This is a genomic window from Acidovorax sp. GW458-11-26-14-TSB4, assembly GCF_059423865.1.
The window spans coordinates 113,218-131,901 of record NZ_JBWKYR010000016.1; the positions used below are offsets into that span (position 1 = coordinate 113,218).

Annotated in this window: 17 protein-coding genes; 12 read left to right on the forward strand and 5 right to left on the reverse strand. The window is 68.1% G+C overall.

Annotated elements, in window-relative coordinates; translation table 11 throughout:
• Positions 1-98: 98 nt before the first annotated feature.
• From ppsA to AC07X5_RS25135, 4 genes are all read left to right on the forward strand, one after another.
• A complete protein-coding gene (gene ppsA, locus AC07X5_RS25120; RefSeq protein ID WP_409955961.1) occupies positions 99-2,492 on the forward strand; it encodes a phosphoenolpyruvate synthase in 2,394 nt (797 codons plus the stop codon).
• 46 nt (positions 2,493-2,538) lie between these two features.
• A complete protein-coding gene (locus AC07X5_RS25125) occupies positions 2,539-2,895 on the forward strand; it encodes a DUF4212 domain-containing protein (RefSeq protein WP_409955960.1) in 357 nt (118 codons plus the stop codon).
• A gap of 4 nt (positions 2,896-2,899) precedes the next feature.
• Positions 2,900-5,020 (forward strand): VC_2705 family sodium/solute symporter, encoded by a 2,121-nt coding sequence (locus AC07X5_RS25130; protein WP_494772330.1) that lies wholly within the window; start codon positions 2,900-2,902, stop codon positions 5,018-5,020.
• A 335-nt stretch (positions 5,021-5,355) separates the two neighbouring features.
• A complete protein-coding gene (locus tag AC07X5_RS25135; RefSeq protein WP_494772331.1) occupies positions 5,356-5,910 on the forward strand; it encodes a hypothetical protein in 555 nt (184 codons plus the stop codon).
• A gap of 65 nt (positions 5,911-5,975) precedes the next feature.
• Here AC07X5_RS25135 and AC07X5_RS25140 read toward each other — a convergent pair whose 3' ends face one another.
• Together AC07X5_RS25140 and AC07X5_RS25145 are read right to left on the reverse strand one after the other, a co-directional pair.
• A complete protein-coding gene (locus AC07X5_RS25140; protein ID WP_056411744.1) occupies positions 5,976-6,335 on the reverse strand; it encodes an FKBP-type peptidyl-prolyl cis-trans isomerase in 360 nt (119 codons plus the stop codon).
• 79 nt (positions 6,336-6,414) lie between these two features.
• On the reverse strand, positions 6,415-6,729 hold the full coding sequence (locus AC07X5_RS25145) for a winged helix-turn-helix transcriptional regulator (protein WP_409962700.1): 315 nt from the start codon (positions 6,727-6,729) through the stop codon (positions 6,415-6,417).
• A gap of 243 nt (positions 6,730-6,972) precedes the next feature.
• On the opposite strand from AC07X5_RS25145, the gene AC07X5_RS25150 reads away from it, so the two are divergent.
• Both AC07X5_RS25150 and AC07X5_RS25155 read left to right on the forward strand, forming a co-directional pair.
• Positions 6,973-7,854, forward strand: a complete 882-nt coding sequence (locus tag AC07X5_RS25150; RefSeq protein ID WP_494772332.1) for a class I SAM-dependent methyltransferase — start codon at positions 6,973-6,975, stop codon at positions 7,852-7,854.
• A gap of 83 nt (positions 7,855-7,937) precedes the next feature.
• Entirely contained in the window at positions 7,938-9,197 is a 1,260-nt protein-coding gene (locus AC07X5_RS25155; protein WP_494772333.1) for a CaiB/BaiF CoA transferase family protein, read from the forward strand.
• Positions 9,198-9,228: 31 nt separating this feature from the next.
• Here the strand turns inward: AC07X5_RS25155 and AC07X5_RS25160 are convergent, their stop codons facing one another.
• The 3 genes from AC07X5_RS25160 to AC07X5_RS25170 all read right to left on the reverse strand — a co-directional run bounded on the left by AC07X5_RS25160 (position 9,229) and on the right by AC07X5_RS25170 (position 13,362).
• Entirely contained in the window at positions 9,229-11,733 is a 2,505-nt protein-coding gene (locus AC07X5_RS25160) for a TonB-dependent siderophore receptor (protein WP_494772334.1), read from the reverse strand.
• Positions 11,734-11,854: 121 nt separating this feature from the next.
• On the reverse strand, positions 11,855-12,865 hold the full coding sequence (locus AC07X5_RS25165; protein ID WP_494772335.1) for a FecR domain-containing protein: 1,011 nt from the start codon (positions 12,863-12,865) through the stop codon (positions 11,855-11,857).
• Complete coding sequence (locus tag AC07X5_RS25170) at positions 12,862-13,362, reverse strand: sigma-70 family RNA polymerase sigma factor (protein ID WP_494772336.1); 501 nt, start codon at positions 13,360-13,362, stop codon at positions 12,862-12,864. The genes AC07X5_RS25165 and AC07X5_RS25170 overlap by 4 nt, the downstream gene beginning before the upstream one ends.
• 241 nt (positions 13,363-13,603) lie before the next feature.
• On the opposite strand from AC07X5_RS25170, the gene AC07X5_RS25175 reads away from it, so the two are divergent.
• From AC07X5_RS25175 to AC07X5_RS25200, 6 genes are read left to right on the forward strand one after another with little or no spacing between them, the layout of a single operon-like run.
• Positions 13,604-14,236 (forward strand): PepSY-associated TM helix domain-containing protein, encoded by a 633-nt coding sequence (locus AC07X5_RS25175; RefSeq protein WP_494772337.1) that lies wholly within the window; start codon positions 13,604-13,606, stop codon positions 14,234-14,236.
• A 17-nt stretch (positions 14,237-14,253) separates the two neighbouring features.
• A complete protein-coding gene (locus tag AC07X5_RS25180) occupies positions 14,254-14,784 on the forward strand; it encodes a DUF2271 domain-containing protein (RefSeq protein WP_494772338.1) in 531 nt (176 codons plus the stop codon).
• A 29-nt stretch (positions 14,785-14,813) separates the two neighbouring features.
• A complete protein-coding gene (locus tag AC07X5_RS25185) occupies positions 14,814-15,614 on the forward strand; it encodes a DUF4198 domain-containing protein (protein ID WP_494772339.1) in 801 nt (266 codons plus the stop codon).
• Between the two features lie 21 nt (positions 15,615-15,635).
• Entirely contained in the window at positions 15,636-16,718 is a 1,083-nt protein-coding gene (locus AC07X5_RS25190) for an FAD:protein FMN transferase (protein WP_494772340.1), read from the forward strand.
• Entirely contained in the window at positions 16,715-18,112 is a 1,398-nt protein-coding gene (locus AC07X5_RS25195) for a sulfite reductase subunit alpha (protein WP_494772341.1), read from the forward strand. Before AC07X5_RS25190 ends, AC07X5_RS25195 begins: the two co-directional genes overlap by 4 nt.
• Before the next feature lie 40 nt (positions 18,113-18,152).
• The gene (locus tag AC07X5_RS25200) at positions 18,153-18,476 is read left to right on the forward strand and encodes a TonB-dependent receptor domain-containing protein (protein ID WP_494772342.1); all 324 of its coding nucleotides are present in this window, start codon (positions 18,153-18,155) and stop codon (positions 18,474-18,476) included.
• Positions 18,477-18,684: the final 208 nt, after the last annotated feature.

An 18,684-nucleotide genomic window follows, 5' to 3' on the forward strand; every position in this document is an offset into this window, starting at 1 on the left:
CAAAGCCCCCAGCGCCCGTGCATGGCCGCTCGCCCCACGGTGCCCCTTGGTAGGGGCGGGCGCGCAGACGACCCGGTTTCAACTTCTGGAGCTTTCCCATGTCTGCACTTTTCAGCCCGACCGCCCTGGTCGTACCGTTTGAAAACCTGAGAATGACAGATGTCGAGTCGGTGGGCGGTAAAAACGCCTCCCTCGGCGAAATGATCTCCCAACTGCCCGAGGGCGTGCGCGTCCCCACCGGCTTTGCCACCACGGCACACGCCTTCCGCGAATTCCTGGCCCACGACGGCCTGGCCGACAAGATCAGCGCCAAGCTCGCGAGCCTGGACACCGAAGACGTGCGCGCCCTGGCCAAGGTGGGCGCCGAGATCCGCGCCATGGTCGAGGCCCAGCCTTTCCCGGCCGACCTGCAGAAGGCCATTGGCGATGCGTTCGCCACCTTGTCCGCCGGCAACCCCCAGGCCAGCTTTGCCGTGCGCTCGTCCGCCACGGCCGAGGACCTGCCCGACGCATCCTTCGCCGGCCAGCAGGAGACCTTCCTGAACGTGGTGGGCATCGAGGACGTGCTGCACAAGATGAAGGAGGTGTTCGCCTCCCTGTACAACGACCGCGCCATCTCCTACCGCGTGCACAAGGGCTTTGCCCACGACGTGGTGGCCCTGTCGGCCGGCGTGCAGCGCATGGTGCGCTCCGACCTGGGCGCCGCGGGCGTGATGTTCACCATCGACACCGAATCCGGTTTCGAAGAGGTGGTCTTCATCACCAGCAGCTATGGCCTGGGCGAGACCGTGGTGCAGGGCGCCGTGAACCCCGACGAGTTCTACGTGCACAAGCCCACCCTCAAGGCCGGCAAGAAGGCCGTGATCCGCCGCAACCTGGGCAGCAAGCTGGTGCAGATGGTGTTTTCGACGCCTGAGGAAAAGGCCGCATCGGGCAAGCTGGTCAAGACCACCGACGTGCCCACCGAGCAGCGCAACCGCTATTCGCTGAGCGATGCCGACGTGCAGCAACTGGCCCACTACGCGCTGGTGATCGAGCAGCACTACGGCCGCCCCATGGACATCGAATGGGGCAAGGACGGCACCGACGGCCTGCTCTACATCCTGCAGGCCCGCCCCGAGACGGTGAAGAGCCAGTCCAAGGGCCAGGCCGAGATGCGCTACAAGCTCAAGGGCCAGGGCACCGTGCTGGCCGAAGGCCGCGCCATCGGCCAGAAGATCGGCACCGGCCCCGTGCGCCTGGTGCACAACATCTCCGAGATGGACAAGGTTCAACCCGGCGACGTGCTCGTGACCGACATGACCGACCCCAACTGGGAGCCGGTGATGAAGCGCGCCAGCGCCATTGTCACCAACCGTGGCGGCCGCACCTGCCACGCGGCCATCATCGCGCGCGAGCTGGGTATCCCGGCCGTGGTGGGCTGCGGCGACGCGACCGAGTTGCTCAAGGACGGCACGCTGGTGACGGTGAGCTGCGCCGAGGGCGACACCGGCCACATCTACGACGGCCTGCTGGAGACCGAGGTCACCGAAGTGCAGCGCGGCGAGATGCCCGCCATCAAGACCAAGATCATGATGAACGTGGGCAACCCCCAACTGGCCTTCGACTTCTGCCAGTTGCCCAACGAAGGCGTGGGCCTGGCGCGGCTCGAATTCATCATCAACAACAACATCGGCGTGCACCCCAAGGCCATCCTGGACTACCCGCAGATCGACGCCGACCTGAAGAAGGCCGTGGAATCGGTGGCCCGCGGCCACGCCAGCCCGCGTGCCTTCTACGTCGACAAGGTCGCCGAAGGTGTGGCCACCATCGCCGCCGCCTTCTACCCCAAGCCGGTCATCGTGCGCCTGTCGGACTTCAAGAGCAACGAGTACCGCAAGCTCATCGGCGGCAGCCGCTACGAGCCCGAGGAAGAAAACCCGATGCTGGGTTTCCGCGGTGCGGCGCGCTACCTGAGCGCCGATTTCGGTGAAGCCTTCGCCATGGAATGCGAAGCCCTGAAGCGCGTGCGCAACGACATGGGCCTGACCAACGTGCAGGTGATGGTGCCCTTCGTGCGCACGCTGGGCCAGGCCGAGCGCGTCACCCAGCTGCTGGCCCAGCACGGCCTGCAGCGCGGCAAGGACGATCTCAAGGTCATCATGATGTGCGAGGTGCCGAGCAACGCCATCCTGGCCGAGCGCTTCCTCGAATTCTTCGACGGCTTCTCCATCGGCTCCAACGACCTGACCCAGCTCTCGCTGGGCCTGGACCGCGACTCGGGCCTGGAGCTGCTGGCCCAGGACTTCGACGAGCGCGACCCTGCCGTGCTGGCGCTGATCCACCAGGCCATCCAGGCCTGCCTGGCCCAGGGCAAGTACATCGGCATCTGCGGCCAGGGCCCCAGCGACCACCCCGACTTCGCGCAGTGGCTGGCGACCGAGGGCATCTCCTCCATCTCGCTGAACCCCGACAGCGTGATGGCCACCTGGCAGCAACTGGCTGCGGGCTGAGGCCCGGTGCAGGGACCAGGATCCATGCCACCTCCTGGCTGACACCATGTCCCTGCTGCTGCCGCGCTCCCCTGTGAAGCCCGCCGAGCCCGAACTCGCCGGGCCCTTTCCCCCCGATCTGCACGATGTGCGCCACCTGTGGCTCAAGGCCGGGCTGTTGCTGGTCTGGGTGCTGGTGTCCTTCGTGGCCACCTATTTCGCGCGCGACCTGCAGTTCCTCATGGCCGGCGGCTGGCCGCTGGGCTACTGGATCGAGGCGCAGGGCGCGGTGCTGGTCTTCATCGCCATCGTGGTGGTCTACGCCTGGGCCATGAACCGCTTCGAGCGGCAGGACGAGCAGCGTCGCATGGCATTCGATGCCGAGCCCCTGGCGGACGGCAAGCCCCCTTCGGATACGGCCTGAGCCCATGCGCAGGCAGGGACCAGCGAGCGCGTCCACCGCGGCCGACCAGAGCGCGCTGGAGAAAGCCTATTCCTGGCGCCTGCACCGCATCCTGGCGCTGTATGTCTGCGGGGTGCTGGGCTTTCTGGCCCTCATGACCTGGGCCGAACACCAGGGTCTGTCGCGCCACTGGATCGGGCCGATCTTTCTGTTCCTCACCGTGATGGTGTACGCCGGCATCGGCGTCTATGGCCGCACCTCGGACCCCGAGGAATACTACGTCGCCGGGCGGCGGATTCCGCCCCTGTACAACGGCATGGCGGCGGCTGCGGACTGGATGAGCGCGGCCTCGTTCATCAGCCTCTCGGGTGCGCTCTATCTGCAGGGTTTTGCAGGCACGCCGGGGCAGCCGGGCGGGCTGGCCTACCTGCTGGGCTGGACGGGGGGCTTCTGCCTGGTGGCCATGCTGATCGCGCCGCACCTGCGCGCCATGGGCCTGTACACCGTGCCCGACTTCTTCCACGTGCGCTTCGGCGGGCGCTGGCCGCGCATCATCGCGGCGCTGGCGGCGGTGCTGTGCTCGTTCACCTATGTGGTGGCGCAGATCTATGGCGTGGGGCTGATCGCCTCGCGCCTCACGGGCGTGCAGTTCGAGATCGGCATCATGCTCGGCCTGGGCGGGGTGCTGTTGTGCTCCTTCCTGGGCGGCATGCGCGCCATCACCTGGACCCAGGTGGCACAGTACGTGGTGCTGCTGCTGGCCTTTCTGATCCCCGTGTCCTGGCTGGCCTACAAGCAGCTGGGCAGCCCGCTGGCCCCCGTGGCCTATGGCGCCCAGATCACCAAGATCGCCGACCTGGAGGCCCAACTGCTCGATTCGCCCGCCGAGCAGCAGGTGGTGCAGGTCTACCGCCAGCGTGCGCAGGAGTTCGAAGAGCGCCTCAAGGACGTGGAAGCCGCCCTGGAGCGCGAACGCGAAAAGGGCCGCGAGCGCATCCGCACGCTGCGTGCGCAGAACGCCGATGTGGGCCTGATCGTGCTGGCCAGCCGCGACCTGGCGGCCCTGCCGCGCGACCCCGCTGCCGCGCGCGAGCGCTGGACGCGCGAGATGCAGGAGAACACCGAGCGCGCCCGTCCCCTGGGCGGCCTGCCGCAGCACAGCCAGGCCTTTGCCGGCGACCCCGACGGCACGCCCGAGGAGCAGCGCGAGTTCGACCTGAGCCGGCGCAACTTCATGGCGCTGATGTTCTGCCTTATGGTGGGCACGGCCGGCCTGCCGCACCTGCTCACGCGCTACTACACCTCGCCCACGGTCTCGGGCGCGCGTGCGTCGGTGGGCTGGTCGCTGTTCTTCATTGCCCTGTTGTACCTGAGCGCGCCGGCACTCGCCGTGCTGGTGAAGTTCGAGGTCATGCACAACCTGGTGGGCAGCAGCTTCGAGGCGCTGCCCACCTGGATGGCCCAGTGGGCGCGCGTGGACGCCTCGCTGCTGTCCATCGAGGATGTCAATGGCGACGGCATCGTGCAGTTCGGCGAGATCCGCCTGGGGGCCGACCTCATCATGCTGGCCACGCCCGAGCTCGGTGGGCTGCCCTACGTGGTCTCGGGCCTGGTGGCCGCGGGCGGCCTGGCGGCGGCCCTGTCCACGGCCGACGGACTGTTGCTCACCATCAGCAACGCGTTGGTGCGCGACCTGTACTTTCACGGTTCGGACCGCCGCGCCTCGCCCGAGCAGCGCGTGATCCTGACCAAGTTCGCGCTGCTGGCGGTGGCGCTGTCGGCCGCCTTCGTGGCGGCGCTCAAGCCGGCCGAGATCCTGCCCATGGTCTCGGCCTCGTTCTCGCTGGCGGCCTCGGCCTTCGTGCCGGTGATGGTGCTCGGGATCTTCTGGCGCGGCACCACGCGCCAGGGCGCGGTGGCGGGCATGCTCGCAGGCCTGGGCGTGGCGGTGTACTACATGCTCTCGCATGTGGTGGCCGTGAAGGCGCTGCTGCCGGCCTGGCTGCTGGCCGATGGGCTCTGGTTCGGCATCCAGCCCATTTCGGCCGGTGTCTTCGGCGTGCCCACGGGCTTGCTGGTGGCATTGCTGGTGAGCCGCATCACCCGCCCCGCGCCCGAACTGCCGCGCGTGCGCATCGAAATCTGAGCGCCCGCCCTGCGCAGCTCATCCTCTTCGCCAGGCTAGTGTCCCGAGTTGGAAATTCGTTGCATCAATCTACCGACAATCCCCGCCATGCGTCGCAAGCAAATGCTCGCCATGCCACCCGGCATGGCTGCGCTTTGCGCCTAGCCTGGCAGCGATTTCGGCAGATTTCTTTCTTCAACGAACCTCCAACTCGGGACACTGAGAAATAAACCGGCGCAGGCGAAGGGGCATGGAAAAACCCGACTGTTCAACGGGCCGCAAACGTGACACCCTGTAAGCACAGGCGGCAAGACAGCCGTTCACGATGCTTGGTTTCAGAGATTTCGGGGGGATACATGGTTCTTGTCAAAACACAGGCGGGGCAGGAGGCGCTCAAGGACCGCCATGGTGGGTTGACCTCTCGGCAGCGTTCGGCCTTCATCCTGTTCGATGGCAAGCGCTCCACGGGCGAGGTGCTGGCGGCCACCGCGTCCATGGGCATCACGCAGGACGACGTGCAGGCCATGATTGCCCAGGGCTTGCTGGAGCCGCTGTCAAGCAGCGGCGCCGGGGCCGCGGTGGCGGCCGCAGCCGCCGCCAAGGGGAGCGGGCAGGCCGTGGCCGCTGCGGCGGCTGCCGCCGCTTCTCCTGCGGCATCCAGCACCTCGTTCGAGGCCACGGTGGCGATGGAGGCCGTGCAGGGCAGCGGGCGCTCCGACCAGCAGCGCTACAAGGACGCCTATCCCATCGCCACGGAGCTCACGGCCAGCCTGGGCCTGCGCGGCTTTCGCCTGAACCTGGCGGTGGAGGGGGCGGGCAGTTTTTCAGACCTGGCCGCACTGGCGCCCAAGATCCGCGATGCCGTGGGGGATGCCAAGTTCGCACGGCTGGACAAGGCACTGTTTGACTGAGGTCCATTTCGCCAGGCCATGAAAAAAGCGGCCCGCGGGCCGCTTTGTCGTTGAGGTCGCTGCGATCAGCGGCCGACCTTGAGCAGTTCCACGTCGAACTTGAGCGTGGCGTTCGGCGGGATCACGCCGCCAGCGCCACGGGCGCCATAGCCCAGGGATGCGGGGATGATCAGCGTGCGCTGGCCGCCGATCTTCATGCCCTGCACGCCTTCGTCCCAGCCCTTGATGACCATGCCGGCGCCCAGGGAGAACTCGAACGGGTCGTTGCGGTCGCGGCTCGAATCGAACTTGGCGCCTTGCTCGCCGTTGTTGTAGAGCCAGCCGGTGTAGTGCACCGAGACGTTCTGGCCCTTGGTGGCTTCGGCGCCTTCGCCCACGGTGGTGTCTTCGTACTGCAGGCCGGATGCGGTGGTGGTGAGTGCCATGGAAATCCTCAGGTGTTCATTGGGGAGGGCGGGGTGGGCGTTCAGGATGCACGCCCGGCCCGAAAAGAGCTGATTCTACTTACGCGACCGGCTTCTTCACCCGGCTGGCCACCCAGCGGGTGGCAAAGGCCTGGACGTCGCTCAGGCGCTTGAGCAGGTCGGTGCCCGAGGGGGTGACGGTGTAGCCGTCGCTGCCGTGGTCGACCAGGCCGGCCTCGCGCAGCTCCTTGATGCGGGTGTTCAGGGTGTTGGGGGTGATGCCGCCCACGCTGTCCTGCAGCAGGCGGAAGGTCTGGGGGTGTCCGTCGCGCAGGGCCCAGAGCACCCGCAGCGCATAGCGGCATTCCAGCCGCTCGAACAGCTGGTTGATGGCGAAATTTTCCTTGGAGCTCATGCAAGCTTCTCCTCGCGCGGTGTGTGTCGAAAACTCTGGCGGCCCGCCGGACACTGCCCGCAAGACGCTGCCAATATAGCTTGGAAACGATTTTGCTACAAGTTTGGTAGCTCTGAACGCAGTACTGATATGCGCAAACCCCATTAACCAGGGGTCTTTCTTGCGAAGTGTTGCGGCACTGCCACGGCCGGGTGAAACAGGTAGCATGCCGGGCATCGGGGCGCGCAGCCCTAGAGGAAATCCATGGAACACAAGCACCTGCACGAGGCCAACCGGCTGTCCTGGAACGCCGCCACCCGTGCCCATAACCGCCACAAAGGGGACCAGGCCGCCTTTTTCCGGGCCGGCGGCTCGCCGCTGTTCCCCGAAGAGGTCGCGCTGCTGGGCGACCTGCACGGCCAGGCCGTGCTGCACCTGCAGTGCAATGCGGGGCAGGACAGCCTGGGCATTGCCCGGCTGGGCGCGCGGGTGACCGGCGTGGACATCTCTGACGAGGCGATCACTTTTGCCCAGGCGCTGTCGGAGGCCAGCGGCGTCGCCGCCGGGTTCGTGCGCTCGGATGTGTACGATTATTTCGATGCGCTGCTGGCGCCGGGAGGGCAGGGCGGGTCGTTCGACACCGTGTTCAGCTCTTACGGCACCATTTGCTGGCTGTCGGACCTGGAGCGCTGGGCGCGCGGCATCGCGGCGGCGCTGCGCCCGGGCGGGCGTTTCGTCTTTGTGGAGTTCCACCCGGCGGCCCTGGTGTTCGACCCGCAGTGGCGGCCTCGCTATGACTACTTCAATGACGCGCCAGTGCACGAGGCCGGCGTGGGCGACTATGTGGGCGAGACCCTGGAGGCCCGCGAAGGGCCGGAGGTGGCGGCGCCCGAAGAGTTCGTCAACCCCCACCCCAGCCACGAATTCGCCTGGGGCGTGGGCCGCGTGGTGGCGGCGCTGCTGGCCGCCGGCCTGCGGCTGGAGGCGCTTGAAGAGTATCCGTACATGAACGGCTGGTGCGCCTTCGAGGGCATGCAGGACCTGGGTGGGCGGCGCTGGGGCATGCCCGCCGGCATGGCGCGCATGCCGCTGATGTACTCGTTGGCGGCGCGCAAGGCACCCGAGGGCACGCCGCCCGCTTCCTGATGGTCCGGGTTTTCAAGGGCTGCCGCCCCCGCGCACCGGCCAGCGCTCGCGGGCCCGGTCGGAACCGTTTATCGTCCTCACCCATGAATGCTTGCCTGAATCTTTCCTCGTCTCCCTCTGCTTCCGAATCCGCTGGCACTGCCTCTGCCTGTGCCACTGCGCCCCTGCCCCTGGCCGGCCTGCGCGTGGTGGAGTTCACCCACATGGTCATGGGCCCTACCTGCGGCATGGTGCTGGCCGACCTGGGGGCCGAGGTCATCAAGGTCGAGCCGGTGGACGGCGACCGCACGCGCCACCTGTTGGGCGCAGGCGCGGGGTTCTTTCCCATGTTCAACCGCAACAAGAAGAGCATTGCACTGGACCTGCGCAAGAGCGAGGGGCTGGAGGTGGCAATCCGCCTGGCCTCGTCGGCCGACGTGGTGGCGCAGAACTTCAAGCCCGGCGTGATGGCCAAGTACGGGCTGGACTACGCGGCGCTATCGCGCCTGAACGAGCGCCTGGTGTATGTGAACCACGCGGGCTTTCTGCCCGGGCCCTACGAGCACCGCACCGCGCTCGACGAGGTGGTGCAGATGATGGGCGGCCTGGCCTACATGACGGGGCGCCCCGGGGATCCGCTGCGCGCGGGCAGCAGCGTCAACGACATCATGGGCGGCATGTTCGGTGCCATCGGCGCCATGGCCGCGCTGATGCAGCGTGCGGCCACCGGGCGCGGGCAGGAGGTGGATTCGGCCCTGTTCGAGAACAACGTCTTCCTGGTCGGCCAGCACATGATGCAGTACGCCGTGACGGGCCAGCCCGCCGCGCCCATGCCCGACCGCATCTCCTCCTGGGCCGTGTACGACGTGTTCAGCGTGAAGGACGGCGGGCAGATCTTCCTGGCCGCCGTGAGCGATGCGCAGTGGGCCACCTTCTGCGACGCCATGGGCTATGCCGACCTCCAGGCCGATGCCGGCCTGGCCACCAACAACGAGCGCGTGCGCGCCCGGGGCACCCTGCTGCCCGAACTGCGCCAGCGCCTGGCACTGCACACGGCCGAAGAACTGTCGGCCATCTTTGAGCGCCACGGCCTGCCGTTCGCGCCCATCATGCGGCCCGAGCAGCTGTTCGACGACCCGCACCTGAACGCCACCGGTGGCCTGGCCGACATCACGCTGCCCGATGGCGAGCGTGCTGGTGAAACTGCGCGCGTGACCCTGATGCCCTTGCGCATGGACGGCCAGCGCATGGCCGTGCGCACCGACCCGCCACGCCTGGGCCAGCACACGGCCGAGCTGCTCGCCGGCCTGGGCTACACGCCCGCCCAAGTGCAGGCGCTGCACGCAGCGTCAGCGGTCGCGTAGGGCACGGCCCTTCTCGGCCTGCGGTGGGGGCTCAGAAGCTGTAGCGCATGTTCAGGTGGAAGCTGCGCGGCGCGCCCCAGGTGTAGTGCAGGCTGCCGAAGTTGGTGACGCCTGCGAAGTACTTCTTGTGCAGCAGGTTGTTGATGTTGGCGCCCACGCTCAGGTGGCGGTTGACCTGGTAGCGGGCCATCAGGTCCACCAGCCAGTAAGACTTCTGGGCCAGCGTGGCGGCATCGTTGCGGGTGGAGGTTTCGCTCTGCCAGCGGGTGGCGGCGCCCACGGTCAGGCCTTGCAGCGCGCTGCCGCCCAGGCGGTAGGTGGTGCCCAGCTTGAACTGGTGCTTGGGGTGCTGGCTGGCGCTGGTCAGGCTGCTGCTCTGCGTCACGTAGCTGCCCTGGGCCTGCCAGCCTTTGGCGATCTCACCGGAAAGCTCGACCTCCCAACCGCGCCGCGTGGCACCGGTGACGGCACGGTAGGCCATGTCTCCGGACGGCGTGAGGTTGCCGGTTTCCTCCGCGGTGTTGTCGGTCTTCATCCAGAAGTGGCTGATGGCGGCGTTCAGGCGCTTGTCGAAGAACTCCCCCTTGGCGCCGATCTCATAGGTCACGCCCTTCTCGGGCGGCAGCACACGGCCTTGCTCGTCCTGGCCGCTCTGTGCCTCAAAGATGTTGGTGTAGCTGCCATACAGCGAGACGTTGGGGTGTACGTCGAGTACCAGGCCGGCGTAGGGCGTCACCACGCCGTGCTCCTTGAGGTCGTAGTTCCACCAGAAGGGCGTGGTGTCGCGCTGCGCGTAGTCGGTCACGCGTACTCCGGTGATCAGACTGAGCGGGTCGGCCAGGTGAAAGCGCCCTGCCGCATAGGCGTAGTGCTGCTTGCGCGAGAACAGGTTGGCGCCATAGGTGTAGCGGCTCCAGTCGGGTGTGGGGATCTGCGCGCCGCCATCGGCGTAGGCCAGTCCCAGGCTGGTGAGCTGAGTGCGCACGCTGTTGCTGGTCTGCATCTCGCCGCGATAGCGCGCGGTGCCTGCGCCCATCAGCAACTCATGCTTGCGGCCAAAGAGTTCGAGGGGGCCCTTCACGTCGAGGTTCACGGTCCAGTTGCGGTTCTCGATGTCCTGGTAGGGCGCGGTGGCGACACTGCTGCGGTCGTACAGGTAGCCGAGCAGCATGTCGTCCATCTGCACGCTCTGGTGCGAGAACTGCAGCCTGGCCGACCAGTCGCCGGCAAAGCGGTGCTCCACGCTGCCGAAGACATTGAGCGCATCCTGGTCGTAGCCGGCCCAGGGCGCGCCGGGGTTGAACGAGCGCGGCAGCCAGGCCACGGCCTCGCCGGTGCTGGTGGTGCGCTGGATGGGCTGGGTGCTGCCCATGCCGCGCAGCTCGCGCCGGCGGTAGGTGAAGCCAAGGTTGGCCGTGGTCTGTGGCCCGATGTCGGCCTCCAGCGCGCCGAACAGCATCTGGCTATTGCTCTTTTCACGGTCGCGGAAGGAGTCTGCGTCCGACACCGAGGCCACGATGCGCCCGCGCAGACTGCCGCTGGCGTTGAGCGGGCCGCTCACATCCACGTCGCTGCGCAGGGTGTTCCAACTGCCCACGCTGGCGCCCGCATGCGCCTGGAATTCGGCGGTGGGGCGCTTGCGCACCAGGTTCACGGTGGCGCCTGCGCTGCCGTAGCCGTTGACCAGGCCCGAGGAGCCCTTGAGCACCTCGATGCGGTCGATCTCGGCCATGTCGTCCAGTGCATACAGGGTGCTGGTGAAGTAGTACCAGCCGCTGGTGAGCTGGCGCACGCCATCGGTCTGCAGGTTGACGCTGGAGCCGCGCGCCTGGAAATCGGTGGCATTGCCCTGGCGGTAGGTGCTGATGCCGGGGGTCTGCTCCATCACGTCGGTCAGTGTTTCGAGCTTGAAGTCGTCCATGCGCTGGCGTGTCATCACGCTGACGGACTGCGGAGTCTCGCGCAGCGAGAGGCCGAGCCCCGTGGCCGTGCTGCTGGGGCCGCGTGCGGTGTAGCTGCCCGTGCCCTCGGTGGTGGCATCGTTGCGCGGTGCCTCGGCCGTCACCCGCACTTCCGACAGGGTGACGCTGCCGGCCGGCGCTGCCGCACCGGGTGCCGTGCCCGGTGCCGGAGCGCGCCGCAGCGTATAGGTGCCGTTGTCGGCCACCACGGCCAGCAGGCCCGTGCCCGCCAGCAAGGCCGACAGGGCCTGGGGTGGTGCGTGGTTGCCCTGCAGGCCGGGGCTGCTGCGGCCCTGCACCAGGTCGGGCGTGTAGGCCAGCAGCACGCCCGAGGTTTTGGCAAAGGCCGTCAGCGCGGGCTCGAGCGGGCCGGCGGGGATGCTGTAAGCGGTAGTGGTGGGGCGGACTGCGTGCGCGGCTGGCGCCTGGGCATGCGCAGGCGCGCTGGCCGTGGTGCCCAGCCCCGCGAAGAGGGCGCTGGCCAGCGCTGCGGTGAATGCGGCCGTGGGGGCGCAGGGCGAAACGGGGGCAGGGCACGTTGTGGGGCGCGCGGAGCGCCGGGAAGCGGTGGGCATGGTGGTCGGTGAAGGAGGTAGGAAGGGATGGGATCGGCGTGTTCCCTTCCTTGTCACGCGAGCGCGCAAAAGGTACAGACCCTGGCGCAAAAAAATCGAGAACCGTTTCAGCCGCGCCCGTTCAAGACCCATTCAAGGGGCCGATGCGCACCCAGCAGCGCACCGGCATACGCACCTCGACAGGCAGCACCTGGGCCAGCGAGTGCAATATCCGGTCCGTGTCTGCCAGCGGGAAGACACCCGACAGCCGCAGGTGCGCCACCTCGGGCGCCACGCTGACCATGCCGCTGCGGTAGCGCCGCAGCTCGGCCACGAAGTCCGACAGGCGCGTGTCGGAGGCCACCAGCACACCTTCGGCCCAGGCCGGCTCTGCGGTGTGGGCAGCGGGGGCGGTGGCCGCAGCGGGCGTGAGCCGGGCCGATTGGCCGGCATCGACGCGCACGGTGGCGCCGGGTTGGCGCGCGGGGCTCAGCTCCACCGCGCCTTCGTAGACCGCCACTTCGCTGGTGTTGCTGGCGCTGCCGCCGTCGTGCCGCACCGTGAAGCGGGTGCCCAGCGCGCGGATGCGCCCAGACGGTGTGTCCACCACGAAGGGGCGGGGCATTGCGGCAGGGTCGTGCGCCGTGGTGACGAGCACCTCGCCTTCGCGCAGGAGCAGGCGGCGCAGCCCGTCGGTGTAGCGGATGTCCAATGCGCTGCCGGTGTTGAGAACGATGCGGGTGCCGTCGGGCAGGGTGGTGCTGCGCTGCCCGCCCTTGGCGGTGCGCAGGTCGGCCCCCCAGCCGCGCCAGGGCAGTTGTTCGTAGCCCATCCAGGCCGCAGCGCCTCCGATGGCGAGGCCGCCGATGCCGCGCAAGGCATGGCGGCGGCGGGGCGATGCGGGGCTGGCCAAGGTGCTCACTGCCGTTGCGGCGGTGAGCATGCCGGTGGCGCTGTGGCCGCGCAGGCGCGCATTGGTGGCCTCGATGTGCTGCCAGGCCTGCTCGTGCTGCGGATGGGCGGCGCGCCAGCGCTGCCAGTCGGCGCGGCTTTCGACCGTGGCCGTGCCTGACCACAGGTGCACCAGCCATTCCACCGCGGCATCGACCACGGGGGCGGGTAGAGCGGTGCCGGGTGGCGGATGAACGGTCATGCGCCACCGCCAGGGAAATAGCAATGCCGGATGGCCCGCGCCATGTACTGCTTGACCGAACTGAGCGACACACCCATGCGCTCGGCGATCTCGGCATAGGGCATACCGTCGAGCTGCGCCCAGAGGAAGGCGGTGCGCACCTTGGGCGGCAGACCGTTGAGGATGGCGTCGATTTCCAGCAGCGTCTCGAGCACGATGGCGCGGTCCTCGGGCGAGGGTGCCAGGGACTGTGGCATGTGGGCCAGCGTTTCGAGGTAGGCGCGCTCGATCTCGCGGTGGCGCAGGTGGTTGGCCACCACGCGTTTGGCCACGGTGGTCAGGAAGGCGCGCGGCTCGCGGATCTCGGCCAGCGCCGTGCGCGACTCGATCACGCGCAGGTAGGTGTCCTGCGCGAAGTCGGCCGCATCGCCCGCATGGCCCAGCCGGCGCTGCAGCCAGCCCCGCAGCCAGCCGTGGTGCTGTACATAGAGATCGGTCAGCGCGTGGGGCTGGAGCATGGGAGTGCGGGAGACGGCGCGAGCGCCCATCAAAATTTTAGGAATGATAACCATTCTTATTTTATCTTTGCCACCTTCCGCGGCCCATCGGCTGGCCGCATGGCTGCCATTTCCTTGTGGCCCCCAAGGTAAAGATTTGGCAAATGCAAATGGTTGTCATTCTCTGAAACTAGAATGTCGGCTTCGCATCCGGCGCACCGGCCTTCTTGCTGCAAGGTTCCCCGCGCACTCCCCTCCAGGCATGAACAAACCACAGGACAACCGGCGCCGGTCTTACTGGCTCAAGACGCTGCACGAATGGCATTGGGTCAGCTCGGCCATGTGCCTCATCGGCATGCTGCTGTTCGCGGTGACCGGTTTCACGCTCAACCATGCGGGTCAGATCGAGGCCAAGCCCAAGGTGGTGAGCCAGCAGGCCAGCGTGCCCGATGCGCTGCTGGCGGCGATCAAGGCGGCGCCGCGCCCCGCCAAAGACCGCGGGCCGCTGCCCGCTGCGCTGCTGGACTGGGCGCGCACCCAATGGTCGGTGGACGCGGCGGGGCGCGAGGCCGAATGGTCGGCCGATGAGATCTACGTCTCGCTGCCGCGCCCCGGCGGCGATGCCTGGCTGCGCGTGAACCTGGCCGACGGCGAGGCCGAGTACGAGCGCACTGACCGCGGCTGGATCTCCTACCTCAACGACCTGCACAAGGGCCGCAACACCGGCGCCGCCTGGAGCTGGTTCATCGACATCTTCGCCGCCGCCTGCCTGGTGTTCACGGTCACCGGGCTGTTCATCCTCAAGATGCATGCGGGCAACCGCCCCTTCACCTGGCCCATGGTGGGCATGGGCCTGGTGATCCCGGTGGTGCTGGCGCTCCTGTTTATCCACTGAACCGAAAGAAACGAAAAATGCCTGTGACGAAGCATTTGCACCTGCGCTACAGCATGGCGCTGGGCGCCTGCCTGGGTGCCCCGGCGTTCGCGGCCGGCCTGGGCGTGGGCGTGGAGATCCCGCGCCTGGACGTGGCCGAGTACCACCGCCCCTACGTGGCGATGTGGGTCGAGCGTGCCGACAACACGGTGGCCTCCACCCTGGCCGTCTGGTACGACGTAAAGATGAAGAACGACGAGGGCGCCAAGTGGCTCAAGGACCTGCGCCAGTGGTGGCGCCGCACGGGCCGTGAGCTCACGGTGCCCATCGACGGAGTGACCAGCCCCACGCGCCCCGTGGGCAAGCACCAGGTGGCCTTCAACGAAGGTACCAAGCAACTGGCCGCGCTGCCCGCCGGCAGCTACAAGCTGGTGGTGGAGGCCTCGCGCGAGGTCGGCGGCCGCGAGCTGGTGACGATTCCTTTCACCTGGCCGGCCGCCAAGGCCCAGCAGCTCAGTGCCAAGGGCAGCAGCGAGCTGGGTGAGGTCACCCTGGACCTCAAGCCTTGACACCAACACCCCATAGCCGGAGACTTTCCATGCAAATCAAGACCCGTATCGCCACCTGCATCGCCCTGCTGTGCGGCGCCTTCTCGGCCCAGGCCCACAACGTGTGGCTGCTGCCATCGACCACCGTGCTCTCCAAGGCCGAGTGGATCACCGTGGACGCCGCCGTGTCCAACGACCTGTTCTTCTTCAACCACTTCCCGCTGGGCCTGGACAACCTCGTGGTGGTGGCACCCGATGGTTCGTCCATCAAGCCCGAGAACGCGCACCGCGGCAAGCTGCGCAGCGTGTTCGACCTGAACCTCGCGCAGACCGGCACTTACCACCTGGCTGTGGTCAGCAGCGGCCTGAACGCCACCTACAAGGACAAGGCCGGCCAGAACAAGCGCTGGCGTGGCACGGCCGAGAAGTTTGCGGCCGAAGTGCCGGCCGACGCGCAGGACCTCAAGGTCACGCAGTCCGCAGGCCGCATCGAGACCTTTGTGACGGTGGGCAAGCCCAGCGCCATCAAGCCCACGGGCCAGGGCCTGGAGCTGGTGCCCGTGACGCACCCCAACGACCTCGTCAAGGGCGAGAAGGCCACCTTCGCCTTCCACGTGGACGGCAAGCCTGCGGCCAACCTCGAAGTGGTGCTGGTGGCGGGCGCCACGCGCTACCGCGACAAGATCGGCGAGATCAAGGCCACGACCGATGCCAAGGGCGAGTTCAGCGTGACCTGGCCTGCTGCCGGCATGTACTGGGTGGATGCCGACGCCAAGGACGAGAAGACCTCCATCCCCCAGGCCAAGGAGCGCCGCCTGTCGTACGTCGGCACGCTGGAAGTTCTGCCTTGAGCCTGGCTTGAGGTCTTGCGGATGAAGGTGCACTACGGAGCCGGGTTCGGGCGCGCAGCGGCTGGCGCTGCGCCCCTTTCAGCCCGGGTGTCGTGCGGCGGGTTTGGCCATGCCGCCCCGCATGCACCTGTGCGCGCAGCCGACTCCCCGGCCTTGCAGACCCTGGCGGGCGAGGCCATGGGCACCACCTGGTCGGTGCGCCTGTGCAATCCGCTGTTCGCACCGCTGGCGCCCGTGCGGGCGGCCGTCGAAGCCGCGCTGGCGCTGGTCGTGCGGCAGATGAGCAACTGGGAGCCGGAATCGGAGGTCTCGCGCTTCAACCGAGCGCCAGCGGGCAGTTGGCACACGCTGTCGCCCGAATTCTTTGCGGTGCTGCAGGCCGCGCGCCACTGGGCGCAGGCCAGCGGCGGGGCATTCGACGTGGGTGTGGGGGTGCTGGTGGACCGCTGGGGCTTTGGCCCCCGGCCTGACCCGCATGCGGACCACGCCGCGCCGCAGGCGATGCCTCTGGCACCTGAGTTGAAGGCCCTGCGCTCGCCCGATGCCGGCCTGGTGCTCCGCGACGAGGCCCTTCAAGTACTGCAGCCTGGTGGCTTGCAGCTGGACCTGTCGGGCATTGCCAAGGGCTACTCGGTGGACCTGGTGGTGCAGGCGCTGCAGGCGCAGGGCTGGACCGATTTTCTGGTCGAGGTGGGCGGTGAATTGCGCGCCAGCGGCACACGCCCTGGTGGCCAGCCCTGGCGCGTGGCCGTGGCAGGCGAGGCTGCTGGCCCGGCCCGGGCAGTGCCCCTGCAGGGCATGGCCATCGCCACCTCGGGCGACCACTGGCATGCCTTTGACCATGGCGGCCGGCGCTATTCGCACACCATCGATCCGCGCACCGGCGAGCCGGTGGCGCATGCGCTGGCCAGCGTGACTGTGCTGCACGCGGAATGCATGCATGCCGATGCGCTGGCCACGGTGCTCACGGTGCTGGGGCCGGTCGACGGCCTGGTTTTTGCCACGCAGCAAGGCGTGGCGGCACTGCTGTGCGAACGCAGTGCCAAGGGCGCCGTGTGGACCGCAAGCCCGGCATTCAGCGCGCGCTTTCCTGAATTTTCATGAACGTTTCCGATCCCGCGATGCGGCTGGCCGCTGCCGCCGCCCTGGTGCTGTTGTACGCCGCCATGTGCGCCGCCATCTGGCTGCGCGAGCGGCGCAGGCACCGGGCGCAGGCCGCGCAGGCGCAGGTCCTGGCATCGGCACGCGAAGGCGTGCAGCCGCTGTTGGTGGTGTACGCCAGCCAGACCGGGCAGGCCGAAGAGTTGGCGCGCGAGACCGCGCGCCTGCTTCACACGGCGGGCGAGCCCGTGCACCTGTGTGCGCTCGACAAGCTCGATGCGAGCCTGCTCGCCAGAGGCCGGCGCGCCTTGTTCCTCGCCAGCACCTATGGCGAGGGCGATGCGCCCGACAATGCCGCGGCCTTCCAGGAGGCGTGCATGGGCGCGGGCGATGAAGGCGCTGCGCCGGACCTGTCGCAACTGCAGTACGGCCTGCTGGCGCTGGGCGACCGCCAGTACGCCCACTTCTGCGGCTTTGGCCGCCAGCTCGACGCATGGCTGCGTGCGCGTGGCGCCACGCCGCTGTTCGAGCGCGTGGAGATGGACAACGGTGCGCCTGCGGCTCTCACGGCCTGGCAGCACCAGTTGGCGCAGGTGTCGAGCCTGAGCGAGCTGCCCGCGTGGGAGGCGCCCGCGTTCGACCCATGGACCCTGGCTGCACGCAGTCACCTGAACCCCGGCAGCGAGGGGGCTCCCGTGCACCTGGTGGAGTTGGCACCGCCCGCTGGCGCGGCGGCTGCATGGGAGTCGGGCGACCTGGTGCAGGTGTGCGTGCCCGGCGACATGGAGCACCCGCGCGAGTATTCGATCGCCTCGCTCGCCAGCGATGGGCGCGTGCACCTGGTGGTGCGCCAGGCCATGCGCGAGGATGGCATGCCAGGCCTGGCATCGCACTGGCTGACCGAGGGCGCGCAGGTGGGCCACGCAGTGCCGATGCGCCTGCGCGCGCACCGCAATTTCCGGCTCGAAGACAACGCTGCGCGACCGCTGATCCTGGTGGGCAATGGCACGGGCATCGCCGGCCTGCGCAGTCACCTGCGCGCGCGTGCATTGGCCGGGGCAGGGCCCAACTGGCTGCTGTTTGGCGAGCGCAACGCTGCGCACGATTTCCTCTTTCGCGACGAGCTCACCGCCTGGCAGGCGGCTGGCTTGCTCACGCGGCTGGACCTGGCTTTCTCGCGCGACGACCCGGCCCACAAGGTCTATGTACAGGACCTGTTGCAGGCGCAGGCCGCCAGCGTGCGGGCCTGGGTCGAGGAGCAGGGGGCGGCCATCTACGTCTGCGGCAGCCTGCAGGGCATGGCGCAGGGCGTGGACATGGCCCTCACCGGCCTGTTGGGGCCCCTGCCCATGGCCGAGCTGGTGCGCAGCGGGCGCTACCGGCGCGATGTGTACTGAGGGCGGCGCATGCGTGCGTGGATGCGCGTTGCAACCGTGCGTGGGTGCGTTTGGCCAGTCCATCAATGTGGACGAGGCCGTGACGCGCGGGCTTGAACTGAGCACCCGCATTCCGATCACCAAGGCCTGGTCGGCCACGGCCAACTGCACGTACACGAAGAGCGAGCAAAAGAGCGGGCCGAATGTGGGCAAGCCGCTGATGGACACGCCCGAGCATGCGCTCAATGCGCGGCTGAACTGGGAACCTTCACGGCAGTGGAATGTGTGGCTGCGTGTGGAGTACCGCAGTGAGCGCTTCCGGGATCCGGGAACTGCGGATACGCGGCCAGGATGGGCGGCGTCTTTGGCTTTCGGCTACTTATGAATTCTGATTGCGTGATTGGGGTTGTCGCTTCGCTCTGATGGGGCGTGCTTTGTTGAAGGGCGGAGGCCGGGATGTGCGCCCGGCGGCGCACCTACTTTCTTTTTGCGCAAAAAGAAAGTAGGCAAAGAAATAGCGCCCCGCTGTCTGCGTCCCTTCGCTTCGCTGCGGGCAACCTGCGATGCTCGGATCTGGGGTGGTGCCGCAGAAC